Origin of the sequence: Ignatzschineria ureiclastica, assembly GCF_003121845.1 — a bacterium.
GTDB lineage: Bacteria > Pseudomonadota > Gammaproteobacteria > Cardiobacteriales > Wohlfahrtiimonadaceae > Ignatzschineria > Ignatzschineria ureiclastica.
Genome location: NZ_QEWQ01000001.1, coordinates 280,438 through 305,768, shown reverse-complemented (window position 1 = coordinate 305,768; position 25,331 = coordinate 280,438). Strand labels below are relative to the sequence as shown.

The following is a 25,331-nucleotide window of genomic DNA, read 5'->3' as shown; positions in this document are numbered from 1 at the left end:
TGAAATGGAGAACTATGCTGTCATTCAAGAAAACACTGTTAAATCTGACCATTGCCCCCTCAAAAATAGAAAGTGCACCATCTTTAAGCATTACGGAAGCGCTATGGCAAGCGATACGGGCAAAATCAGTCAAACGTTTTGATCATGCAAAAGCGTACAGTGACTTTGTCGTTTTTTGTTGTGATGTCGGGCGATTAGATGTTGTTTTCTATTTCATGCGTTATGTCGATGCTGCGAATCCCTTGTTGGGGCAATTTGTCACGGAGCTGCCGAATATTAAGCGTATTTATGATTTTACTAATGATCGGCGTTTGCAGATATGGCAACCTTTATCGATGTATGAATTAAGTGAAGAGAAGTTGCTCTCTTTGAAACAACTATTGTTGACGATGGTCAGCGATGAGAAGAGAGAAGATACTTTTTTTGCCAATATGGTGATTAGTTTCTATCTTATGCTGTTATTAGAAAGTTCTACAATAGTATTCGATCGTAATCAGGTCATTGATCTTATTGTTTTTTTTAAAAATGCCCAAAAAACGGAACAATTGCGTCGTAATACCTGTTACTTACAACTCTTTGATTATGTGTTAGCGCATGATATTCAAGGGTTTTTCCGTTTACCGAAGCAGAACTTTAATCATTTAACCTATCTTCAACATGCAATAGTAGATACTCCGTATTTAGAGCTATCACTCCGAGATACCTTGTTTGAGATATTTAAGAATAATATCAAGAAAAATAATGATTTATCGCGCTATCCTAAAAAACTAAAATTCGCGGTCTGTATTTCGGGGAGCTACCGTAATCATCAACACTGCTTAGAGAGTGTGAAAGAAAACTTAATTGATCCATTAGCTGCGGATGTCTATATTCACACTTGGGATCAGATGTCTTATTGGACGGGATATGGCGGCGCGCCGAGTGTATGGAGAACCTTTGGCTCAGATGCGCAAAAAGTATTGCCTGAAAAATATCACCGTGATTTAGAGCGTCTAACGCCTCTGATCCCTAAAGCGAATAAAATATTGCGAACACCATTGACGCGACCGATTAACGCTGAGCTTTTTGAACGAATTTTTAAGCCCCAAAAAATGATTGTCGAGAGTGAAAAGAGATTTACCGATTCTCTGATTCATCCTGAGGGATTTTCTCGTCATCGCGGTACATTAAATCAAATTAAGATGTTTTGGGGAATTAAGCAGGCCTTTGACCTTGCTTTAGCAAATGGCAAGTATGACATCATCATTCGTGTGCGCCCAGATGTTAAGGTTACAGAAAAAATCACCCCCGAATTTTTCAAGGGTGTTGAAAATAATGTGTTTTATAGTCGAATCTGGCCAACAACGGGCATTGCTGACATTATGTTCTATGGCACCGATAGTGTCATTTATGCTTTTACACGCTTAGTCGATCAGATGATAGAATTGCAGGAATTAAGCCCTTATCAGGAATATCCTAATTATGATTGTCATGCGTTACTTGCTGCCTGGGTTTATGAGTCAAATTTTCAGCTAAATAATAAGTACATTCCGGGATTTATCGATGTGAATCCCAAAATCCCATTAGCGGGATTACGAGAAGCTATTGCGGCTGATATTCAAAATTTAACAGATGAGCAGCGCACAGAATTAATGCCGATCCTTGATTATATTCAAAAGAACTATGGTGAACCTGTTTAAATTACTATAGTCAATGGAGTTTAAGAACAATAGTTTTTAAGTAGCTAATATTGGATTTTAAAAGAACTTCAATGCAGGTGTGAAGTACAGTATTTGCAAGATGCTCGGTAGAACCGCTGTCTTGCTTCTTGTAACCGATATGCCGGCACTTGCACCAGCTTATTTTGAACCAATCTTACGATATATGAATTTTATTGAAGAATTATCTAACTGAATCAATCCGATAGGAATAGAATAATGAGTTTTAAATATTACGAAGATCGTCAAAATTGGCCTGCCGTGAATCCTGGTTATGCCAATGTCTCCCATTATATATTCCATGATTTAAATCGAAATGGAATCTACGACATTGGAGATCGTCCTCTGATTCAAATTGCGGTGAGAATGACTCGGGAAGATGGTTCTTGGGCTGTCCGCCGATCAAATTTGAATGGCTTTGTGAATTTCAACAATTCGATTGTCGATCCTCATTCTGAAGTGGCGAAGAAGGTCGAGGTGCGTGCGCCGGGTGTTTATACCTTTGAAGTGATCCTGCCAGATGGTTGGATGGTGACGACCGGTAATGCGATTCAGAAGATCACTTATGTTGAAAAACCGAATACTCGTCCTGGTATTGTGTGTGACAATGTGCCTGAACCGATTGGACTTGCGCAAATTTTAACGATTTCAGGCGCCGTATTGTTGAAAGGTGAAGATGGCTTTACCCGGAAAGATGATATTAAAGCAGTCAAGATTACGGCCATCGCACCTAATAAAGAGAAGATTGAAATACCGCTCAATGCAGATGGTGAGTACTCATTTGAAGGCTACCAAGGGCAATGGCAATTGGAATATCGCTATGGCTCTGAAGTGCAGCAACGGATATTTGAACTTCAAACAGCGCCGATCAAAGTGAGTAACGTGGTCTTTGGTGCTGGATCACAGGCGGTTCCCCATAAGCCGCAGAAAGTCTTGGTAGATTTTGAAAATATTACAGATCGTAATGTGCAGAAGATGCCAAATGGTGTGGGTTCACTCAAATGGCGTAATCTGAATGTGATTCATTATGCTTTTGAAGGGGAGGGTTATAGTAACGGTACCATTTCCGGTGAATATGTTGCTTACAATACGTCAGGCTATCCTGTCTTTATTGAAAAGGAAGAGGGCTTTGATTTTTACGGCGCTTACTTTACGGCGGCTTGGCTCAATAGCGCACAAGGGGAAACCTTACACGTAGAAGCTTGGCGCGGTGGGGAGCTAATCGCAAAAGATGCTTTCAAACTCTCTGCTTTAGGGCCATTCTGGCTCGATGCCGATTATCGCAATATTACCCGTTTAGTCTTAAGTACGGAGCATTATTGGCAATTTGTCGTTGATGATATGAAGTTTGGTGTGTAGAGATAGATATCGCAATATCGATTCAATATAAGCTTATTCAAATGCCGGCGCATCCGCTGTAAAAAGTGAGGAAGCCGTTCTATCCGGCATGCTATCAATCAATAGCAACAGCGAATGCAGTAAGAAGAGCACAAAAAAGCCACAGTTCATTATTGATCTGTGGCTTTTGGTTATTTAAGACTCTATTCAATTGATGATTAGAGGATAAAGCGGCTTAAATCTTCATCTTCTACTAAATCATCAAGCTCGTTTTTCACATACTCTTCAGTGACGATGAATTTTTCACCTTCCCGATCTGAGGCGTTGAAAGAGATCTCTTCTAATAGGCGCTCTAAAATAGTATGTAGTCGGCGAGCACCGATATTTTCGGTTTTCTCATTCACATCAAACGCCATTTGCGCAATCTTACGAAGTGCGCCTTCTTCAAACTCAAGCTCAACGCCTTCTGTTGAGAGGAGGGCACGATATTGTTTGATGAGTGCTGAAGATGGCTCAGTCAAAATACGGAAGAAATCATCGGCATTGAGGGATTTAAGCTCAACACGAATAGGCAGACGACCTTGTAACTCAGGAATGAGATCAGATGGTTTTGCTAAGTGGAAAGCCCCTGATGTAATAAAGAGAATATGATCAGTTTTAATCGCTCCATATTTCGTGGAAACAGTACAACCTTCAATTAGTGGGAGAAGGTCACGCTGAACCCCTTCACGAGAAACATCCGCCCCTGAAGTCTCTCCTTTACGGCAGACTTTATCGATCTCATCAATAAAGACAATCCCTTGATTTTCAGCGACTTCAATGGCTTTCTGTTTTGCTTCTTCATCATTAATCAAGCGCGCGGCTTCTTCGTTTTGAACCACTTTAAGCGCATCTTTGATCTTCATCTTTTTCGATTTTTTCTTCTCCATGCCCGATTGTTGGAAGAGCGATTGCAGTTGATCTGCCATCTCTTCCATGCCCGGAGGAGTCATAATATTCACGCCTCCTACGCCGGTGCTTGAGACTTCGATATCGATCTCTTTATCATCCATTTCTCCACGAATAATTTTTTCGCGGAATTTTTGACGTGTACTGCTCTCGGCTTTCGGGGCATTCGGCTCATCAGCAAAGCCAATACTTTTCGGCGGCGGTAAAATCGCATCTAAAACCCGCTCAATGGCCGCTTCTTCTGCCTTAGGGTAGGCTTCTTTAATCATCTGCTCACGCACTTTCTTGACAGACGCTTCCACAAGGTCCCGAATAATAGAGTCTACTTCTCGACCCACATAACCCACTTCGGTGAATTTAGTCGCTTCAACCTTAATAAAAGGCGCATTTGCCAGCGTTGCAAGACGGCGTGCAATCTCTGTTTTACCTACACCGGTCGGTCCAATCATCAGGATATTTTTTGGAGTGATCTCTTTACGGATCTCTTCGTTGACTTGCTGTCTTCTCCAACGATTACGCAGCGCAATCGCAACAGAGCGTTTCGCCTCATCTTGGCCAATAATATAACGATCGAGTTCTTGCACGATCTCTCTAGGGGTCATTGAGCTCATAAAATAGATTCCTTCTATGTATTGTTCTTTTATCTCTCTATAGACGTATATCGTGAGAGAGAGAGGTATGTTTATTATTGATATCAATATCTGTATCGATATTGATGTAAATATTGACGTTTATATAGATCTTTTCTAGTATCGCCGTTCTCTAATATCCGATATGGCTAATATCTAATATTGAATTAGATAATACGGCCTTAGAAACTGAGTTTTTCAACGGTCAAATTAGTATTGGTATAGATACAGACGCTGCCGGCAATCTCTAAACTTTTACGGACAATCTCTTCAGCCGAAAGCTCTGTATTTTGAATTAGGGCAAGCGCTGCGCTATGGGCAAACATGCCACCTGATCCAATGGTTGCGATATCGTGTTCTGGTTCGATGACATCCCCTAAGCCTGAAATGATAAAGGTGGCGGTTTCATCAGCGACAATCAGGAGCGCTTCGAGTTTACGCAGTGAGCGTTCAGTACGCCAATCTTTAGCGAGTTCAACTGCCGCGCGAGTAAGGTTACCGCTATGTTGCGCTAGTTTTTCTTCAAAGCGCTCAAAGAGGGTAAAGGCATCAGCCGTACCACCGGCGAACCCTGCGATCACTTTGCCATTAAATAGCCGGCGCACTTTACGCGCGTTGCCTTTCATGACCGTATTGCCCATAGAGACTTGGCCATCGCCACCAATGACGACTTCATTCCCACGACGTACTGCACAGATGGTTGTACCACGAAACTGTTCCACAATTGACTCCTTATCATATTTAAATTGCGTTTTAGCATGGTACTATAATGAGGTTCGTTTAAATGATTTCAAGAGAGCGCGTTAAATCGCACTAAATTCACCCATCATTTCCCTATCCCTTTGACCGTGAGGCTTTGCGACTATGACAACCCTGACTGATGATGCCTTATTACGCTATTCACGCCATATTATGCTTGAGCAATTTGATATCGATGGACAAGAGAAGCTCGCTCAAGCGCATGTGGTTGTCGTCGGTTGTGGGGGGCTAGGCATGGCGGCGCTTCCGCTCTTCGCCGGCGCAGGGATCGGCCAGATTACGCTCATTGATTTTGATACCGTCGATCTCTCAAACTTGCATCGACAAACAGGTTATAAAATGGCCGATGTCGGGCTCTCAAAAGTAGCACAAGCAGCGCAGCATCTGACTAATCTCAATCCCGATATCAACATTCAGCCCATTGAGCAGAAAGTGGATTTCACAGCCCTACAATCGATTGTCCAAGCGGCGGATGTTGTCCTCGATTGCAGTGATAATTTTCAATTACGCAAAGATCTTAACCGCGCTTGCTTTAGGGCAAAAGTCCCCTTAGTCTCTGGTTCTGCGGTGCGGTATGAAGGGCAGCTTACTCTCTTTGATTTTCGTGATCCTGATTCTGCCTGTTATGAGTGCCTCTTTACCGGCGATCATGCCGATGATGGCAATTGTGCGCTCTTCGGTGTCTTCTCCCCGGTTGTTCATATTATCGGCATCACACAAGCGCAAGAGGCTCTAAAGCTCCTCCTCGGTATCGGCACATTAGCAACCCATAAACTCCATATCTATAATGCGCTCGATTTTAGTTGGCAAGCCTTTAATTATCGGCGTAATCCGCACTGTGCGGTGCATTTAGAAGATGCAGATGGTGATCGTCAGATCGATTCACAATAAGCGTTATTGAAATGCCGGCGCATCAGCGGTCAAAAGCAAGGAAGCTGCGGCTGATGAAAAACCATTTTTTTATACCAAACTGACTATATAACAGAGCAGCCACAGAGCAGTCACAGGGCAGCTCAATAGGGAAGGCGCTGTTTAAAATGGTCATAAAATAATCATGATCAGATCATTGCTGATTGAGCTGTTGTATAGTAGATTACAAAGCATTACAGCAGAGTAACAGTGCAGTAGAACATAATAGTCATGAATATAGTCATGAATCTAGTCATGAATCTATGCAATATTAATCTGAGCCAATAGAGTCTCATCAAACAAGACGATAAGAGGGTTTCAATGAAAAAACATCTTTTAATGATCATCGCCGGCGTATTCGTAATTGCAGGTTGTGCCAGTAATAGCAACAAGAATGTGAGTTATGCGAACTACAAGCAAGATAAACATGATTTAGAGTTGGTATCCGATAAAAATATCAATGCGTTTAGTAGCTGTATTCGTAGCGCGCTTGCGCCTTATAATGCGAAAGAAGAGAAGATCGCCAATAATGATATTCGCTTCACTAAAGCCGGGAATTTTACAGTGGAAGTTTACCGCGCAATTGATAGCACTTACGCCCGCGCAGATAGCCAAGATCCCCGTATCATTGCATTAGTTGAGCGTTGTAAGTAGTTGCATTTTCTAGCAACTATTGTTGTTTCAAATGAGAAGTTAACTTATTGCGGGGAGAGATGGTCGAGATCTTTTAGATCATTCACCCGCAGATAAGTAGTTCTTCAAAATCTTATCAATTGCATATCAATCCCATATAAAACAGGTTGAAAACGGCCTACGTTCGATGTTTCTTGCTATTAAGCCCCATGAGTTATATTGAGTTCTTTCATCAATCTATTAAAGATAACACCTAGATCCGCTCTTGCTTTAATATCCATAGTAGATGATTGGTAGAGATTAACTGCTCTAATGATAGCGGATTGAAGATAAGGATCTAATTTCTGTATGATATTTTGAGAGATCCATTGCGTTTTTGTCTTGCTTGTTTACTCATAGCACTTATGTTGTCATAGGTTATAGAACCATCCTTGGTTTAAGTGATTAAGTGATTAAGTGATGAACTAAATATTCGGTGTTGCGCCTAATTTGCCAATTTTATATAAATTATAGATTGATGCTTCCGGTCTAATCTCTCGTGTGGAAAAATCACCAAGGGAATAGAGCTCTGTTTCCAAGAGATCATTTTTAGCTGTGAACCAGATAATATCGCGCCGATCAACTAATTCATTGATTTTCATTAGATCTCTTGAGTGCGTTGTGAGGATAAGTTGAGAATGCTGAACGCTTTTAAGGAATGTGAGTAAGAAAAACTCAGCAAGATCTGGGTGCAGGGAACTTTCAAATTCATCAATCATCAATACTTTATTCTGTTTCATGAGGAGATAGAGTAATCCCGCTAAAATAAAGGTTCTTTTAGTGCCTAAAGAGGTGTATTCAAAAGGGAGAAGATAATGTTTCCCTTCAACGAGATACTCTACTTGAATCGTTTTGATAGGCTGATCTTTAATTTTTTCTAACAGATTATTATTCTCAGAATGATCTTCGTTTTTGACTTTTGCAAAGAGAGATTGAAAATGGGATAGCACCAACTCTAATTCTTCTGATAGTTTGGGAAAAGGGCGTTTTTCTACTTGAAAACCTTCGATATTGAAATCTGATTGTTGTAAAAACTCTGTCATGAAGGTTTTTGCTTCATGATCTTCTTCTGCAATCATAAGAAGGCGTTTATCAACGCTATTATGACTATTAATCATAGGCTCTAAAACATCGCTGTACCATTCGCGCATTAACTGCAATTCTTTAAAGATAAAATTAACCTTATTGAAACCCACAAGAATCGACTCATTCCATAGCGTGGCAAGTTGTAGAGATTCTATGGCTTGCTGTGTTAAATCATTTTCAGCAATGACAAGATTGCTGATTTTGGTCAATTCGGTGACTTGATCATGAGGGTGAGTATCTCTTTTAAATAATAACCGTTTTCTGCCAGATGTATTGTAATCCCAATAATGCACTATTTCTTTAATAATGCAGTGTCGATTAATTTCAAATTGATGTTCAAATAGAATACCTTTTTGAAAAAAACGAATTTTTAACTGGGTAGGCTCTTTGGGGCTTGTGGTATTAAAGGCAAAAGGTAGAAAGTCGAGTTTTTGACTTTTATCTCGTCGTTCGTTTAAGGCTAATTGTCGGAAAAAATCCAATGTTTCGAGAATGGTTGTTTTCCCAGAGGCATTCGCACCGTAGATAACGGCTAATTTTAAGAGACGTATCGGCGCATTTTGACGCAAGATTAGCTTACCATTAGCAAGCATTGGGTGAATGATGTAATACTCCTCATAACGTGTTGAAGGTAGCGCTTCAAATGAGAGTATTTGCTCATCTTTAATGGGACCAAAGTTTTTAATAGAAAAATCTAATAACACAATTTTATACCCCTATTTTATACATCTAATATGTGTAGATTAGCACTAAAAAATATAAATTTATAGTATTACTCTATCTTTAAGGACAACAGATTAAGGGTAACAGATTAAGAGCCATAGATTGATATGGCATGTTGAAATGCTATCGCTAGAAGATATAGCGCGATATTAACAATGACGATGGAATATAACGGCGGCTGAAAAATATAGAAAACCCATAAAATCATCACCTTGTCACGAAAGTGTCATATTCATTCTTTAGCATATCCTTATTCCTACAATGGATGTGGGAAATTTGAGATTTGAATTATTTGGAGAATTCGCATGACACTGAAACGTGATGAGTTAGAAGTCAACAATCAAACATCGACAGCACCCTTTTCTGAAGTAATGGATGCACGTCTTTCTCGTAGATCGCTCTTTAAAATGGGTGGTTTAGGCGTTAGCTTAGGTATTTTCTCGCTCTTTCCAGCGAAAGTATTTGCGCAAGCACAAGCAGAAAAGATCACAAAAGCCGTCAATGGTGGTCGTGTGACTTTTGAAGCGATTCCTTACTCAACTTTAGATACCGTTATTGTTCCTGAAGGCTATAAAGCCGTTGCTTTCTATAAATGGGGCGACCCAATCGGGATTCCAGGTAATAGTCCTGAGTTCAAAAAAGATGGTTCTAACACAACTGAAGATCAAGCAGCACAAGCAGGGATGCATCATGATGGGATCGCTTATTTCCCATTAGAAGAGGGCGATAAAGCCTCAAGTCATGGTCTTCTTGCTATGAATCATGAATATGTAGATAACGGTCTTCTGTTCAAAGATGGCGTTGAAAACTGGTCACTCGATAAAGTCCGTAAATCACAAAATGCCATGGGCGTTTCAGTGGTTGAAGTGGCTAAAAATGGCAATGGCGAGTGGGAAGTGGTTCGTCCTTCTAAATATGCGCGCCGCATAACGCCATTAACTGAGATGACCGTTTCTGGTCCTGCAAAAGGCCATAAATTAATGCAAACAGCAGCAGATCCAAGCGGCAGCAAAATCCTTGGAACGATGCAAAACTGTGCGAATGGTCAAACCCCTTGGGGCACTTACCTCACTTGTGAAGAGAACTGGGCAGATATCTTTGTAAAAGCAGATGCTGAGCTCAATCCTCTTGAGAAACGTTACGGTATTTCACCTGCGGATGATACTTATCGCTGGGTAGAATTTGATGAGCGTTTTGATGTGAATAAAACTCCGAATGAGCCTAATCGCTTTGGTTGGGTGGTCGAAATCGATCCTGAAGATCCTACTTCAACCCCGATTAAACACACAGCACTCGGTCGCTTCAAGCATGAAGGCGCAAAAGCGGTAGTCGGTCCTGATCAACGTTTAACCGTCTATATGGGCGATGATCAGCGCTTTGAATATATCTACAAATTTGTCAGTAATGGCAAATATGATCCTGCCAAAGGCAAAGCGAATAGCGCATTATTAACCGATGGTACGCTCTATGTTGCACGTTTTGATGACAATGGTACCGGTGTATGGTTACCGCTTGTCCATGGTCAAAATGGTTTAACAGCAGCCAATGGTTTTAATGATCAAGGCGATATCGTGATCAATGCGCGTGCGGCGGCTGATGTGGTGGGCGCAACGAAGATGGATCGTCCTGAGTGGATTGCCGCTGATCCGATCAATGCCGGTAATATCTACTGTACTTTAACGAATAATAGTAATCGTGGTAAAGCAGGTTATCCAGGTACGGATGCAGCGAATCCTCGTGATAATAATCTTTTCGGTCATATTATTCATTGGCATGAGAAAAATGGCGATGTCGGTGCATTAACCTTTGATTGGGATATCCTTGCGCTTGCAGGTTCTGATAGTGCCACTGTTTCAAGTCATCAAGCACAAAATGGCGGCGATGCCTTTGGTTCACCCGATGGTCTTGAGTTTGACCATAACGGTATCCTTTGGGTGCAAACAGATGTTTCTTCTTCTACGATCAATAAAAATGCGTATCAAGGAATGGGAAATAATCAAATGCTTGCAGTTGACCCAGCAGATGGCTTCTTCAAGCGCTTCTTAACTGCACCAACCGCAAGTGAAGTCACCGGTATTGCTTTCACACCAGATAACAAAACAATGTTTATCAACATTCAGCATCCTGGTGAGCCTGATAGTGGAACGTCTGATCATAACAATCCTGTTGGAATTTCATCATGGCCAGATGGTCCTGCGGCAGGTCGTCCTCGTGCGGCAACCGTTGTGATCCAAAAACGTGATGGCGGCGTGATTGGTAGTTAATCACTACAGATAAATCTGATCCCTGAATCGATTCCTAACATCGGTTCAAAGATCGGTCGCATCAACATCGATGCAAACAATTTGAGTAACCGGTAGTGACAAAATTGACGAAGCTACCGATAGCTAAGCCCTGAGAATCTCGCGACATTCTCGGGGTTTTTTTTCGTTTTTCAGATGTAGAATAATCTATTTTCTAGCTCACGCTTTATCAGGATGCTTTTATTTTCTATCCGATATTGAATCAGATTTTATTTGAGAATAATAAGAAGATATCTCGCATCGCCGGGGGGAATGATCTCGTTCTTTTTGCAATCGTGCGCCGGCAGGTTTGGCATCTTTCAATGCCGGGAAATCGTTATTGGATAAGTCTGGAGATCGCTCATGGGTGGGCGATTATTTTGAGACAGTTGAGAGGCTATGAGCTTCTCATAAGCGGGCGCTCGATTGATCTGGATTCGCAAGCATTCCCTCCCGCCTTGAATCAGATTTTATTTGAAAATAATAAGAAGATATTTCGCATCGCCGGGGGGAATGATCGTGCGCTTATCACAATCGTGCGCCGGCAGGTTTGGCATCTTTCAATACCGGGAAATAGTTGTTTGAGAAGTCTGGAGATCGCTCATGGGTGGGCGATTATTTTGAGACAGTTGAGAGGCTATGAGCTTCTCATAAGCGGGCGCTCGATTGATCTGGATTCGCAAGCATTCCCTCCCGCCTTGAATCAGATTTTATTTGAAAATAATAAGAAGATATCTCGCATCGCCGGGAATGAGGGAGCTTTTATTTAGAATGAATATTCTTATTATCCAATCCTCTCAACTCCCTTCGGAATTTTTGCTATTAATCTTTACTATTAATGGTTACTATTAACCCTTATTGATTATCGATCAGATAAGGAGTTTTAAAATGAAACTGGCTCGTAAAATGAATACCCTATCTACTCATTCACCGCTGAAGAAATTAGCGCTGACGGTGACTGCTTTATTGTCGCTCACTGTAACGGCAGAGGCTTGTACTCGGGTCTTATTTCATGGGGATAATGGGCGTAATATTACGGCGCGCTCGATGGATTGGAAGCGGGATGTCGGGACGAATCTTTGGATTTTACCCCAAGGCATTGAGCGCAATGGGGAAGCGGGGGATCGTTCGATTGAGTGGACGGCGAAATATGGTAGCGTTGTTGCAACGGGTTACGATATCGCTACAACCGATGGCATGAATGAAGCAGGGCTCAATGCCAATCTCCTATGGCTGGTGGAATCCGATTATCCGCACCCGATGAATAGCGATAAGCCAACGCTTGCGCTCTCACTCTGGGCGCAATATATGCTTGATAACTTCGCAACTGTCGCCGAAGCGGTGGCATTTCTTGAAACTGAACCTTTTGTCGTGGTGACGGCACACGTTCCCGGTGAGAATCGCCTTGCTACCCTGCATCTGTCGCTCTCTGATCGCTTTGGAGATAGCGCTATTGTTGAGTATATTGATGGAAAGCAAGTCATTCACCATGATCGCAGTTACCAAGTGATGACCAATTCTCCCACTTTCGATAAGCAATTAGCACTTAACGAATATTGGCAAGAGATCGGCGGCACGACCATGCTTCCCGGTACGAATCGCGCGGCAGATCGTTTTGCGCGTGCGGCATTCTATATTAATGCAATTCCGAAAGATGGCAATGAGCGGGATACCTTTGCCGGCGTTTTCAGCGTGATTCGCAATGTTTCAGTCCCTTATGGTCTTAATACCGAAGAGGAACCGAATATCTCTTCTACTCGCTGGCGCACTGTGATCGATCATCAAGCCGGGCGCTACTTCTTTGAATCCGCGATTTCACCCTCTATCTTCTGGGTTGATCTTAATAAAGTGGATTTTAAACCCGGCGCCGATGTGAAGAAACTAGATCTAGGCAAAGATCAATCGAATATCTTCTCTGGAGAAGTCTCCGGCGAATTTGTCACCACACAACCTTTTAAATTTCTCGGCATTACCGAAGCGCAACTGCAAGCTGCAATGAAGCAAGAGGAAGCGCTCAATACAGTGCTTGACGCCGAAGAAGAGGCAGTTTTTGAAGAACCGGCTGTGAGTGCGCCGCAATCATAAGTGCGCTTGACACTACAGTAATAAAAGACATTCGGGAATAACGCGAATGGAGAGAAAGGGTGCGAGAGCGCCCTTTTTTATGGTCCATATAGTAAATTTGGTTTAAGAAAACTGATTTTAAACAACACTTGCAAGATACCGGATAGAATGGCTTTCTTACTTATTACAGCCGATGCGTCGGCATTTAAATAAGCTTATTTTGAACCGATATTACTATAATATCCCACTTGTCGCCGGTTGATGCAGCGCTTACATCTAATAAGGGAAACCTTACCAGCGTTAGGATCTGTTAATCAAAATATTTATATAACTATATTATATCTGTAATAAATAATTGATAATTAAATACAATAATCTGATCACTTTTTATTCTATTTTGAAGCTGTTACGCTGTATGTGAAGATATTTATTGAAATAAATTTAAATAAATTGACAACTGGAAGGATTCAATACGTCATTGCAAGGAGGCAAATCACAGTCGATGAGAGATCGGGAGGTCAAAGATGAATAGAATATTTAAAGTGATTTGGAATCAAATCTTACAGCGTTGGGTCGTTGCCTCCGAGCTCAGTACCAACCGGCACAAAGCCCGCCGTCATAGTACAATCGCCCTCGCACTCGCCGGCATCCTCACCGTCACCGGCATGCCGATAGCAATGGCAGATGATGAGGATGAAGTCAAAGCGAACCCACAGCCGGCCTTTGTGAATGGCAAGATTGAGAAGATGGATCTTAATGGTAAATCATTTACTTATTCGACCGATGGTGAAGGTGCTGCAAATCTACCTGCGGGGAATGTGGAGATTGGAAATATTGTCTATAAGGGGATTTGGAGTGGGTTTTCTATTATGGCCAATAATAATAGAGAGAACCCACAAATTATTAAAATAGATTCTATAGAGATGCCTAGTAATAACCCTGATGGGTTAATGAATTTATCTATAATCGGAGATTCGGTGGCATCTGAATTATTAACTGGCAGAGTGACTATCAATAGTGATATTGGTAGTCTTGAAGAAAATCCTTATCTACAGATGGAGATTAGGAATCTTGATATAGTGAAATTAAAAAACATTACAGCTGCTGGTGCTTTATCTTTTTCGAATATAAATACATTACAAATGAAAGATTTTACTTTTCAGCATGATAGATATGAAGCGTCAGATATACTTATTGATGGGGTATCTCAACTCACAATGGGAAATCTATTTATGGGGGCTGATGATGCAAGTTTATACTTAACAAATGTTCAAAGTGCTGACATTGCTTCATTAACAACGAAAGATGGTGTGCAAGTTATGATTCACTCTAGTGATGTCTCCTCACACTATAATATAGGAGATATAAATCTTACAGGCGCTGGTTACATAAATGGGGACTACTTATCTGTTAATGCCGACGAAAATCTGATAACTACGGTAAATGCTCAAAACATTCAAGTGAAGGAAGGCAGTAAATTAGCATTAGGATCTAATGTGTATTTCCATGCACAAGATATGACGATTTCAAGTGTTAAAAGCGAATATAATTACTACGCACCCGATACCCTTTCAATAGGAGATTCTTACTCTTCAACTCCCACCACAGTCACTGCGCGCAATATCACCCTCAATCAATATGCCACACTTGGATTTCAAAAATCCGCAATCTCCACAGAGCAACAAGGGGATACGCAGATCGCGCGTTTAAATCTCAATGTGGCGGATACGTTGCTTCTGGGGAATGATATCGATCCCGAACAGCATTCAGCCGATCGAAGATCCGTGATGAAACTTGATAATCTCGATGCTATCAATAACGCCGGTCAGATCAAAGAGATACTTGAAGAAACCAATGTCCTCGATCTCACTACGATTCATCATCTACATTTAGCCGGCGGTTATCTCGATGGTTTAGGGGGGAATTTGGGGGATTTTCAGACGAAGGTAAATCATCTTACTTTTGAGGATGTTGCCGGTGGGGAGCTGCATATTCAAGATCTCTCGCTCTTAGGTAATGGCCGATTTGAGATTGCTGCCGGTGCGCCGGAAACGCTTGCGGAGGATCAGGAGCGCTCTCAATTGCGGTTAGATAAGCTCACCGTTGAATCTGGCGCGTCTGCCCATTTTATGGCCGGTCAACGTAAAGGGGATCAATTGAAGGATATCGCCTATTTTGCGAGCGATGAACCGACAATCACGCTCAAGCCCAAAGCGGCATTAACGCTCAGCGGTCATCATGATTTTAAGATGGTGAAAGCCGGCGATGATTTTACACCCATGATTAATGGCGATGCAAAGCGGGCGGTGATGCAGCTCAATACCGCAGTGACGGCGGCGGAGCATACTATTATTCAAGGCAATGGCTATATTGCGAATACGCTCACCTTAGGCGATGGCGCGCATCTCTATGTGGGAAATGCGTATGAGAATCATCATTGGGGCGACAAGGGGGCGAGTGCCGGCAGTGGAATAGAACCCACTTACGGGCATCTTACGGTGGATCGGCTCGTGATTGAAGCGGGGAAAACGGCGAATCTGCACTTCTCACTAGCGGCCGGCGGGGCGAAGGCGGATCTTTTGACGATTTTACAAGCCGCTTCCGGTGAGGGAAATGTCTATGTATCACCGGTGATGAGCCCCACGCTGACCGCAGATACCGAAGGGAAAGTGCTGATTGTCGATGCCTCTCATGTTACAGCGGCGGATAATAGCCTCAATCTCACCCTCGCGAACCCCGTATCACGCGGTTTATATGATTATCAATTAGTCGAAGAGCAGGGCGATGAAAGTCAAGGCGCATTAGGCGATGGCCGGCAATGGTATCTCACCAGCCAATGGCAAGTCCCGAAAACCGATCCCGAAGATAAACCTTCCGAAGGCGACAAACCGACCGGCGAAGACAAACCTTCCGGCGGCGATAAACCGACCGGCGAAGACAAACCGACCGGCGGCGATAAACCTTCCGGCGAAGATAAACCTTCCGATGGTGACAAACCGACCGGAGAAGATAAACCGACCGATGGCGATAAACCTACCGATGGCGATAAACCCTCCGGCGAAGATAAACCGACCGGAGAAGACAAACCTTCCGTCGGCGACAAACCGACCGGCGAGACAGGGAACAGCGGCGATAGCGACAATACCGATGACACCGCGCAATCGACGATGAAGCGATATGCCATTGAGCCGAATGCGTATCTGGCGAATATCCTCGCGGCGAATCAGCTCTTCACCCTAAGCTTTGCGGATCGGGAATATCTCGGTGATGGTAGCGGCTTCTGGACACAGGTGGATGGCTCCTTTGGTCAGTTCCGGGGGAATCTCTCCGATCAGGTGGAGAGTAAGATGAAGCGCTATACGCTGCGCATTGGGCGGGATCTCATCAGTCAGGCATCTTGGCGCTTTGGTCTCATGGCGGCGTACGGTCATGCCTCCGGTCATTCCGATAGCAAGCTCACCGGTCGCCGGGCGGAGAATCAGGTCGATGGCTTTGCGCTCGGGGCGTATGGCACTTACCACTTCGATGACACCGGCTATCTCGATCTCTGGGCGCAATATGTGCAGACCCATAATAAGGTAGAAAGCCGGGGGAAACCCACAGAGAAATATCAGGCGCGCGGTCTACTCGCCTCGATCGAAGTGGGGAAAGCCTATGCGCTCACCGAAAAGATCACGCTCCTACCCCAAGGGCAGCTCACCTATATGGGCGTGAAAGCCCAATCGCATCAAGCCCATGATGGCGTCACCTACGGCAGCAATCGGGGCAATCTACAACTGCGCCTCGGGGCGACACTCTACGGGCAGACATTCGCCGGGCGGGCAACGCCTTACCTTGCGCTCAACTACTACCATAACAGCAGAGCAGAGAAGGTCACCCTTGCCGATTCTGCCACCGGGAAACGGGATCTCTCCATAAGTGGCACGAAGAATCTCTGGCAACTCAAAGCCGGCATAGAGTTTAGAATCAATCGTCAAGCGCGGATCGGCGGGGCGCTCTCTCATACGCTCGGCAAAGATCACTATCGAGATACAAAGGTTGATCTCAAGCTCCGCTATGATCTCTAACAGAGCCTTATCCACGCATCCGGCGCACTCGATCGGCACAGCACGATCATCAGCGAGAGAAAGCAGGAAGCGCAGCCATGAGGCAGGAGATTATCCCGAAAATCCCTTTAGGGTAATATTATGGCCGTCATTATTCAGGCCATTATGGGGATAATAGCGGTCATTATTGCGTATCCCTGATCAATCGCGTGATCAACCTCGCCTTGATGTATAGTTGAATTTGGTTTAAGAAAAATGATTTTAAACAACACTTGCAAGATGCCGGATAGAATGGCTTCCTTACTTATTACAGCCGATGCGCCGGCATTTAAATAAGCTTATTTTGAACCGACATAACTATATATCAATCGAAGTCATCAGCCCCTCGCTGGTGACTTTTTTATTGCGCCTCTCTTGGCGATCTCCCCCGATTTCCTCCCCATGAATCCCGCTTTATCGGCGATAAGTTATGACACAACCTGTCATAAATCCCCATTCAAATCGGGGAACCCTAAAAACTAAAATAGAATCATACAGTTATATTGTGCAAAAATCGGCGTTCTATCTGAGTGGTTTTTGCGATTTTGTCGATTAAAATTTGTAAAAAATATAGTCAAAAATGCGTTTTAAAGCAAAAAAATCGGTTTTTATAATCGTTTTATATTTAACATTTTTTATAAAATTATGAAGATATAACCCCTAATAAATCTTTTTTATGGGAAATTTAGACTCAGATTGGTTGAAAATTTTGGGTAATTCGCCGTTTTTATGTGAAATTCTCACAAAATATAATATTATTTACTAAATTCGATTTGAATATGAATATCTATAAATAAATTGACAAAATAAATAGATATATAATAATAATCCGGAATCACCTAGACGCGTTTTTGCGGTTCTAAGTATTTGTCAATTCAAGATATATCTTAAATAGATAGGAAATTTATAATATGAACAGAGTATTTAAAGTTGTATGGAATAAGTCCATGAATAGATGGGATGTAACTTCTGAAATCGGCAGCTCACGTAAGAAAGCAAAACGTAGCACAATGTCCAAAGTAGCGGTGTCAGTCATCGCCGGTGCATTAGCGCTAGGTGGCGTTGCGATGGCGGAGGTAAGTGCTCAGGATCAAGCTTTAATAAATCTTACAGTTACTAAAATAGGTGATGATGGAACGCCAACGATTGGTTCAGGTAAGGTCGAGAAGCTAGAAGTTAATGATGGAGAAAATGGCCTCAAATTCTCTAGTCAGTATGCCGCAGGTGGAGTGTCGGTTGCTAATAAAATTGATAATAATACTGGTAAAATTACTCTAGATGAAGGGGGTGATTACTCTCTTACAACTAAAGATGTTGATATCAAGAAAGTTGCATTTGAGGGAGATAGGGGGCTAACAATCAATTCAGCGAACCTCAATCGCACTATTTCTATTGGTGAGATGACTGGTGATAAAATTCAGTTGACGTTAGAAGGGAATGCTGCAGTTAAAAATGTGAATGATGGTACGTCCGTAGCTCAAGATAAACAACTTGGCACTGCAAAACTCACTGCGGATGTGGGTGATACTAAAGCACCTGCTGCAGCAGAAATTAATATCTCTGGTTTTAATAAAGTAGAGACCAAGAGTATTACTGCAAAAGGAAGTGATACAGCACTTACATTTAGCAAAAATAATACTGTAGATGTAAAAGGTGATATTACAGTAACTGAAGCTAAAGCAGATGCCGTTAAATTTGAAAACATCAACACCCTCAACACAGGTGCGTTGTCTGTGGCGGCAACGGCTAAAGCTGAGAATGCCCTCAAAATCGAAAACGTAGCCAAAGGCGATATCAAGTCAATCTCATTGACTGGTGGTGCGCAGGGTAAGATTGATAATACTAATCTTGAAGATGCCTCTAACATCAAAATTGGTGATGTGACTGTTGGTGCTAAAGATGATAAAGCTGTTTCAAGCCTAACCGCTAAAGGTAAAGACTTAACGCTTACGATGAGTAATGTGAGTGTGAAGGGTGGGGTTGATGCTGCCCCTGGATCTGCTGTTGTATTAGCTGAATTAAATGTTGGTACTGCTGCTGCAACCCCAATCAAATCCCTCACAATGGGCAACCTTGATGTAGTAGATGGTAAAGCTGAGATCTATGCAAATAACCTCACTGCTAAAGATGTGACTGTGGGCGGATCGCTTGCTGCTGCTGATAAAGCTACTATTTCGAGTGGTGCTATCTCAAATATGGCTGATGTCCAATCAACACTAACAATCACAAACGCTAAAGATGCGACGATTGATTCATTGAATCTTGTTGCCGGTGAAACATCTAAAACCACAACTAACACTGAAAATAATCAAGATGAAACATCAAGTAAAGTAACAGTAAATGCAGGTCTAGGCGGTAAAGCGACTGTGACTGACTCTAAACTCACTGTAAATAACGATGTAAACGTGAAAAACGGTGGTGTGTTAGATGTTCAAGGTAAAGCGTCAGGCGTTGTTTTAAACATCAAAGGCGATTTGAATGTTGATGGCGAGTTTGTAAAAGATGCGCAAGTTGTAGGTGTTGGTAAAGTTGATAAAGATGATAACTTAGGCCCTGCTTCTACAGTAACATTTGCTGGTGTAGCACCTAAACCTCTTCCTGAAGGTGGAATTAATGAGGGTGGTACAGTACCACAAAATGCTGTTGTTACAGCTAACAACGTATCAATCACCGGCGGTGCAGCATTAGAAGTTGGTAAATACGCAGACCTCACAGCGAAAGAGATCACTGTGGATGGTCATGGTTTGAAAGCAACAGCAGAAGGTAAGCCTACACACACATCAACCCTAACTGTGGGCGGTGATGGTGGTAAGGACGGCTCCGATCCTTTACATGCAACCTCAACCCTCACTGCAGAGAGCATTGCAGTCTCTAATGGTGCGCAGTTTGAGGTGGGTACTGCGCATCCTGAAGGTAATACTAATGATGAAGGTACAAACACCACAACCGTTACTGTAGATGGCGACATCACATTGACCAATGGTGCGGCGATGACTGTTGATAAGTCAGCGATGACTACTAAAGACGAAGTAACTTCTCTTAACATCACTGCTGATAAATTGGTATTAACCAATGGTGAAGTAGATGGTAAGAAAGAAGGCGAGAAAGTTGCGGGTGATAAATCAACTGTTACTTTAAAGGGTGTTGACGGCGATACTAAAAAACTCGACCTCACAAGCATCAATGAAGTAGTGATTGATGGTGGTCAGATTGTGAATCTTGATAAAGCAGCAACTGTCAACATGAACGCAGTGACATTCACACATGCAGATGGCGGTGTGTTTGATGTGAAAGATCTTACCTTAAACGAAGGCGAAAGCTCATTAGCGGTAGGTTTAGATTCTGCACCAAAAGCTAAAGAGGTTGCAGAAGTAGATCCAGCAAAACTCTCTATCAATAAGCTCACTATCAATGGTGGTAACACAACATTGAAAGCAGCTGATCTTGCGAAAGTAGAAGTGGCAGAGAAAGCAGATGATGCGAAACCTGCGATTACTTCAACTTTCAGCACAAAAATGGCTGGCGGTAAGGAACACAATGCAATCACTGTAAAAGATGGTGGTATGTTAACGCTTGATGGTAATGCGAACTTTGAGTTTGTAAAACCTGAAGTGAAGCCAGAAGTGAAAGCAGAAACTGAAGTTAAACCAGTCAAACCTGAATTACAATTAACTGCAGGTATGGATCATACTCAAGCGGTATTAAAAGTTGATTCACCTATTACTGTTCAATCAGGTGGTGCATTAGCAGGTAATGGTTATGTGACTACATTAAACCTCGAAAATGGTTCAGATCTTTATGTAGGTAATGCATTCAAAAATGCAAACCTCGGTAATGTAGAAGGTGAAGCAGAAGCTGCAACCAGAACTGCAGAAGGTGCAACTTACGGTCACTTAGCAGTTGATACATTAAAAGTAACAAGAGGTACAGCAAATCTTCACTTCTCACTTGCAGAAGGTGGTAATGAAGCTGACCGCTTAACGATCTTAGAATCAGCAGATGGTAAAGCAAAAGTATTTGTATCTCCTGTCATGAGCGCAACCTTAACAGGTGATGCACAAGGCAATGTTCTCTTAATCGATGCTTCAGCAGTAGCAAATGGTGGCGCGGATAACTTCAACCCAACATTAGCAGAGCCAGTATCTCGTGGTCTTTATGAGTACACATTGAAACCATTATCACAAGAAGCACCTGAAGGTCTTGAAGTGGCTAAGTTAGGCGAAGGTCCACAGTGGTTCTTAACAAGTGACTGGTCAGAAGTTGAAGATGGTGGCGAAGATACAGGTGTTAATCCTGGACCTGGCGAAGACAATGGTAATAAACCACAACCAGAGCCAAAACCAGAAGCTAAACCAGTACACAAATATTCTGTGGATGCAAATGCTTACCTTGCGAACTTAGTAACGTCTAACAGAATGTTTGCATTAAGCTACGAAGATCGTGAGTACTTAGCAGATGGTAACGGCTTATGGACAAGCGTCGGCGGTTCATTCGGTAAGTTCAAAGGTAACATCACTAAAGATCAAATCGATTCTAAAGTGAACTACTTCACACTTCGTATCGGTAAGGACTTAGTGAGCACTAACGAATACACTGCAGGTATCATGGCGGCGTACGGTCATGCTTCAGGTCACTCTGACAGCAATATCACTGGTCGTCGTGCAGATAACAAAGTAGACGGTTTTGCATTAGGTGCATACGGTACATACTACTTTGATGAAGCAGGCTACGTTGATGCATGGGCACAATACGTTCATACTCGTAACAAAGTAGAGCGTGACGGTCGCCCAACTGAGAAATACAATGCGAATGGTCTCTTAGCATCGATCGAAGTAGGTAATGCGTTCAAACTCTCTGATACAGTGACAGTTGTCCCACAAGGTCAAATCACTTACATGGGTGTGAAAGCGAAAGATCATCGTGCAATTGATGGTGTTCAATACGGCAGCAGCCGTGGCAACGTTCAATTCCGCTTAGGTGCGACATTATTCGCAAATGGCGTAATGAATGGTGGTACACCTTATGTTGGCGTGAACTACTTCCACAACACAAGCAACAACAAAGTGAAGATCAGCGATAGCTTACACAAAGATAGCCATGATCTTTCATTAACGGGTGGTAAGAACTTATTCCAACTTAAAGTAGGTTCTGACTTCAAGATTGACAATCACTCACGTATCGGCGGCGAAGTATCTCATACCTTCGGTAAAGACAGCTACCGTGATACTAAAGTGGACGTAAATTACCGTTACGATTTCTAATCAACGATTAGTTTACAAGTCTCCCAATAGGGAAGCGCTATAACTTAGGGATCTGATATAGCGCCTCCTTATACAAACGGTCATTTCACTTCAACCCGATAGTGAAATCGCCGGGCCATCTCACCAGAGATGGCTTTTTTTATGCCCACAATAAACCCACCCAAGAGCGCCACAATTCCCGGCACTAGAAAGATGCCAAACCTGCCGGCGCACGATTGCAAAAAGAACACGATCATTCCCCCCGGCGATGCGATAAATTTTCTTATTCATTCCAAATAGAATCTAATCCAGCACAAGAAAACGCCACAATTCCCGGCACTAGAAAGATGCCAAATCTGCCGGCGCACGATTGCTAAAAGAACACGATCATTCCCCCCGGCGATGCGATGAATCTTCTTATTTCACGTCACAATTCCCAGCACTAGAAAGATGCCAAACCTGCCGGCGCACGATTGCAAAAAGAACGGGATTATTCCCCCGGCGATGCGGTAAATTTTCTTATTTCACGTCACAACTACCGGCACTAGAAAGATGCCTGACCTGCCGGCACACGATATGCGGAAGAACGGGATCATTCCCCCCGGCGATGCGATGAATTCTTTTATTCATTCCAAATAGAATCTCATCCAGTGCGGGATAGAACAATTGCGCAACCAGAGAAACCGAGCGCCCGCAAAAGAGCAATCTCTCGACTTCTCAAACGATTATTCATCGGCACGAAAGGCGACAATTCCGGCATTGAAAGATGCCACAATTGCCGGCACACGATTGCAAAAAGAACACAATCATTCCCCCCGGCGATGCGATAAATCTTCTTATTCATTCCAAATAGAATCTCATCCAGTGCGGGATAGAACAATTGCGCAACCAGAGAAACCGATCGCCCGCAAAAGAGCAATCTCTGGACTTCTCAAACGATTCCGGCATTGAAAGATGCCAAACCTGCCGGCGCACGATTGCAGAAAGAACGGGATCATTCCCCCCGGCGATGTGATAAATCTTCTTATTATTCTCAAATAAAACCTGATTCAAGGCGGGAGGGAATGCTTGCGAATCCAGATCAATCGAGCGCCCGCTTATGAGAAGCTCATAGCCTCTCAACTGTCTCAAAATAATCGCCCCCATGAGCGATCTCCCGACTTATCCAATAACGATTTCCCGGCATCAAGAAGTGCCACAATTGCCGGCGCACGATATGCGGAAGAACGGGATCATTCTCCCCGGCGATGCGATAAATTCTCTTATTCCCAACGCCAAAGAGCACTAATAATGCCGGCGATCATCTATCTTAAATGGTAAACAATAAAAAAGGGCGCAATTTAAAGCTGCACCCTTTCAGTGAATCCTCTGATATCAATCTATTGATTCGAATCTTCCCAACATTCAGCCCCTTTTAAACCAGGGATTGAGTCTGCTTTGAATACAGGATTTTTCTTCTCTTTGAGCTGACGGTAGAAATCATCCGCTACTTTAAAGGCGATTTTGCCTAAGATCGCGATGACAACTAAGTTAATAATGGTCATTAATCCCATAAAGAGATCCGCTAAACTCCAAACAATTCCCATACTCATCACCGCTCCAAACATCACCATCATCAACACAATCAGGCGATAGAAGAGCAGAGCTGTGGTATTGCTCTTAATAAATTCGATATTCGTTTCTCCATAATAGTAGTTCCCGATAATCGAACTAAAAGCAAAAAAGAAGATCGCAATGGCGACAAAATATTGCGCCCAATCGCCCACTTGTTGCGCTAGAGAATTTTGCGTTAAAACAACACCACCGGCACTTGTTCCATCTGCATAAATGCCTGACAGTAGGATAATAAATGCTGTTGCCGAACAGATCACAATTGTATCGAAGAATACGCCTAAACTCTGCACTAAACCTTGCTTTGCAGGATGACTGACATTGGCAGTTGCTGCCGCATTAGGCACAGATCCCATTCCCGCTTCATTGGAGAAGAGCCCACGACGAGTTCCTTGAAGAATGGCCATTCCTAGACCACCGCCGGCAAACTCTTGAATCCCGAAGGCATTTTCAACAATGAGCATAAACATTCTGGGGACTTCAGTGATATTCACCGCAACTACATAGAGTGCAATACCGATATAGAATACCGCCATTACAGGTACACAAATCTGGGTAAAGTGAACTACGCGGCGAACACCACCGAAGATAATTAAACCGGTGGCAATTACTAATAGTGCGCCAATGACAATCGTATCAATGCCAAATACAGAATGGAACGATTGTGCGATCGTATTCGATTGTACTGAGTTGAAGATAAAGCCGAAGGTAATCGTTAAGAGAATAGCAAAGATAATGCCTAAATTTTTCCAACCGAGCGCTTTTTGCATATAGTAAGCAGGACCACCGCGGAAAGTATCGCCATCTTTCACTTTATAGACTTGTGCGAGGGTACTTTCGATAAAGGCGGTAGACATGCCGATAATTGCAATCACCCACATCCAGAAAACCGCACCCGGTCCGCCGACAGCAATCGCAAGGGCAACGCCGGCAATATTCCCCGTTCCAACGCGACTTGCCGCACTGATCGTAAAGGCTTGGAAAGCAGAAACGCCATCATCACTAGGGTTCTTTTCCACAGTTAAGCGAAACATCTCTTTAAAGAGACGAATTTGGATAAAGCGGGTACGAATTGTAAAGTAAATCCCTAAAATGATGAGAAATGCGACCAGAATATAGGTCCAAATAAAATCATTCAACGGGCCTACTAACCAGTTAATAAGACTCATAATTACTCCAAAGTAGTACAAAATAAAGGCAAAAGACTCTATAGCATAGTTTCATTAATCCAATAAATCTACTTAAAATTCAATATTCGTCAATAAATATCTGTTCTACAGGGAAGTTT

Annotated in this window: 16 protein-coding genes; 9 read left to right on the top strand and 7 right to left on the bottom strand. The window is 42.9% G+C overall.

The window, feature by feature from the left end; all coding sequences use genetic code 11:
- Nucleotides 1-14 precede the first annotated feature (14 nt).
- Together DC083_RS01165 and DC083_RS01160 are read left to right on the top strand one after the other, a co-directional pair.
- A complete protein-coding gene (locus DC083_RS01165) occupies nucleotides 15-1,679 on the top strand; it encodes a hypothetical protein (protein ID WP_109188455.1) in 1,665 nt (554 codons plus the stop codon).
- Nucleotides 1,680-1,916: 237 nt separating this feature from the next.
- Nucleotides 1,917-3,056 carry a hypothetical protein gene (locus DC083_RS01160; protein WP_109188454.1) on the top strand — a complete coding sequence of 380 codons (1,140 nt, stop codon included), beginning with the start codon at nucleotides 1,917-1,919 and terminating at the stop codon, nucleotides 3,054-3,056.
- Nucleotides 3,057-3,253: 197 nt separating this feature from the next.
- On the opposite strand, the gene hslU is transcribed toward DC083_RS01160, so the two are convergent.
- Nucleotides 3,254-4,594: an ATP-dependent protease ATPase subunit HslU gene (hslU, locus tag DC083_RS01155; protein ID WP_109188453.1), complete on the bottom strand. Its 1,341-nt coding sequence runs from the start codon at nucleotides 4,592-4,594 to the stop codon at nucleotides 3,254-3,256.
- A 200-nt stretch (nucleotides 4,595-4,794) separates the two neighbouring features.
- Nucleotides 4,795-5,334 (bottom strand): ATP-dependent protease subunit HslV, encoded by a 540-nt coding sequence (gene hslV, locus DC083_RS01150; protein ID WP_109188452.1) that lies wholly within the window; start codon nucleotides 5,332-5,334, stop codon nucleotides 4,795-4,797.
- Between the two features lie 142 nt (nucleotides 5,335-5,476).
- Here hslV and DC083_RS01145 point away from each other — a divergent pair, with 142 nt between their 5' ends.
- Nucleotides 5,477-6,262 carry a HesA/MoeB/ThiF family protein gene (locus tag DC083_RS01145; RefSeq protein WP_109188451.1) on the top strand — a complete coding sequence of 262 codons (786 nt, stop codon included), beginning with the start codon at nucleotides 5,477-5,479 and terminating at the stop codon, nucleotides 6,260-6,262.
- 339 nt (nucleotides 6,263-6,601) lie between these two features.
- The gene (locus DC083_RS01140) at nucleotides 6,602-6,934 is read left to right on the top strand and encodes a hypothetical protein (RefSeq protein WP_109188450.1); all 333 of its coding nucleotides are present in this window, start codon (nucleotides 6,602-6,604) and stop codon (nucleotides 6,932-6,934) included.
- Between the two features lie 443 nt (nucleotides 6,935-7,377).
- Here DC083_RS01140 and DC083_RS01135 read toward each other — a convergent pair whose 3' ends face one another.
- Nucleotides 7,378-8,742, bottom strand: a complete 1,365-nt coding sequence (locus tag DC083_RS01135; RefSeq protein WP_109188449.1) for an AAA family ATPase — start codon at nucleotides 8,740-8,742, stop codon at nucleotides 7,378-7,380.
- 324 nt (nucleotides 8,743-9,066) lie between these two features.
- On the opposite strand from DC083_RS01135, the gene DC083_RS01130 reads away from it, so the two are divergent.
- The 5 genes from DC083_RS01130 to DC083_RS01110 all read left to right on the top strand — a co-directional run bounded on the left by DC083_RS01130 (nucleotide 9,067) and on the right by DC083_RS01110 (nucleotide 22,453).
- Nucleotides 9,067-11,025 (top strand): PhoX family protein, encoded by a 1,959-nt coding sequence (locus tag DC083_RS01130; protein WP_109188448.1) that lies wholly within the window; start codon nucleotides 9,067-9,069, stop codon nucleotides 11,023-11,025.
- 236 nt (nucleotides 11,026-11,261) lie between these two features.
- Nucleotides 11,262-11,813 carry a hypothetical protein gene (locus DC083_RS01125; RefSeq protein WP_109188447.1) on the top strand — a complete coding sequence of 184 codons (552 nt, stop codon included), beginning with the start codon at nucleotides 11,262-11,264 and terminating at the stop codon, nucleotides 11,811-11,813.
- A 136-nt stretch (nucleotides 11,814-11,949) separates the two neighbouring features.
- Nucleotides 11,950-13,128 carry a linear amide C-N hydrolase gene (locus tag DC083_RS01120; protein ID WP_109188738.1) on the top strand — a complete coding sequence of 393 codons (1,179 nt, stop codon included), beginning with the start codon at nucleotides 11,950-11,952 and terminating at the stop codon, nucleotides 13,126-13,128.
- Between the two features lie 503 nt (nucleotides 13,129-13,631).
- A complete protein-coding gene (locus tag DC083_RS01115; protein ID WP_109188446.1) occupies nucleotides 13,632-17,174 on the top strand; it encodes an autotransporter outer membrane beta-barrel domain-containing protein in 3,543 nt (1,180 codons plus the stop codon).
- Nucleotides 17,175-18,103: 929 nt separating this feature from the next.
- On the top strand, nucleotides 18,104-22,453 hold the full coding sequence (locus DC083_RS01110; protein ID WP_109188445.1) for an autotransporter outer membrane beta-barrel domain-containing protein: 4,350 nt from the start codon (nucleotides 18,104-18,106) through the stop codon (nucleotides 22,451-22,453).
- Nucleotides 22,454-22,573: 120 nt separating this feature from the next.
- Here the strand turns inward: DC083_RS01110 and DC083_RS10155 are convergent, their stop codons facing one another.
- The 4 genes from DC083_RS10155 to DC083_RS01095 form a co-directional block, all read right to left on the bottom strand.
- The gene (locus DC083_RS10155; RefSeq protein WP_157954859.1) at nucleotides 22,574-22,723 is read right to left on the bottom strand and encodes a hypothetical protein; all 150 of its coding nucleotides are present in this window, start codon (nucleotides 22,721-22,723) and stop codon (nucleotides 22,574-22,576) included.
- A 352-nt stretch (nucleotides 22,724-23,075) separates the two neighbouring features.
- Nucleotides 23,076-23,276, bottom strand: coding sequence for a hypothetical protein (locus tag DC083_RS01105; RefSeq protein WP_109188444.1), 201 nt, complete (start codon nucleotides 23,274-23,276; stop codon nucleotides 23,076-23,078).
- A complete protein-coding gene (locus DC083_RS01100) occupies nucleotides 23,273-23,578 on the bottom strand; it encodes a hypothetical protein (protein ID WP_109188443.1) in 306 nt (101 codons plus the stop codon). The genes DC083_RS01105 and DC083_RS01100 overlap by 4 nt, the downstream gene beginning before the upstream one ends.
- Before the next feature lie 233 nt (nucleotides 23,579-23,811).
- Entirely contained in the window at nucleotides 23,812-25,212 is a 1,401-nt protein-coding gene (locus DC083_RS01095; protein WP_109188442.1) for an alanine/glycine:cation symporter family protein, read from the bottom strand.
- Between the last annotated feature and the right edge of the window lie 119 nt (nucleotides 25,213-25,331).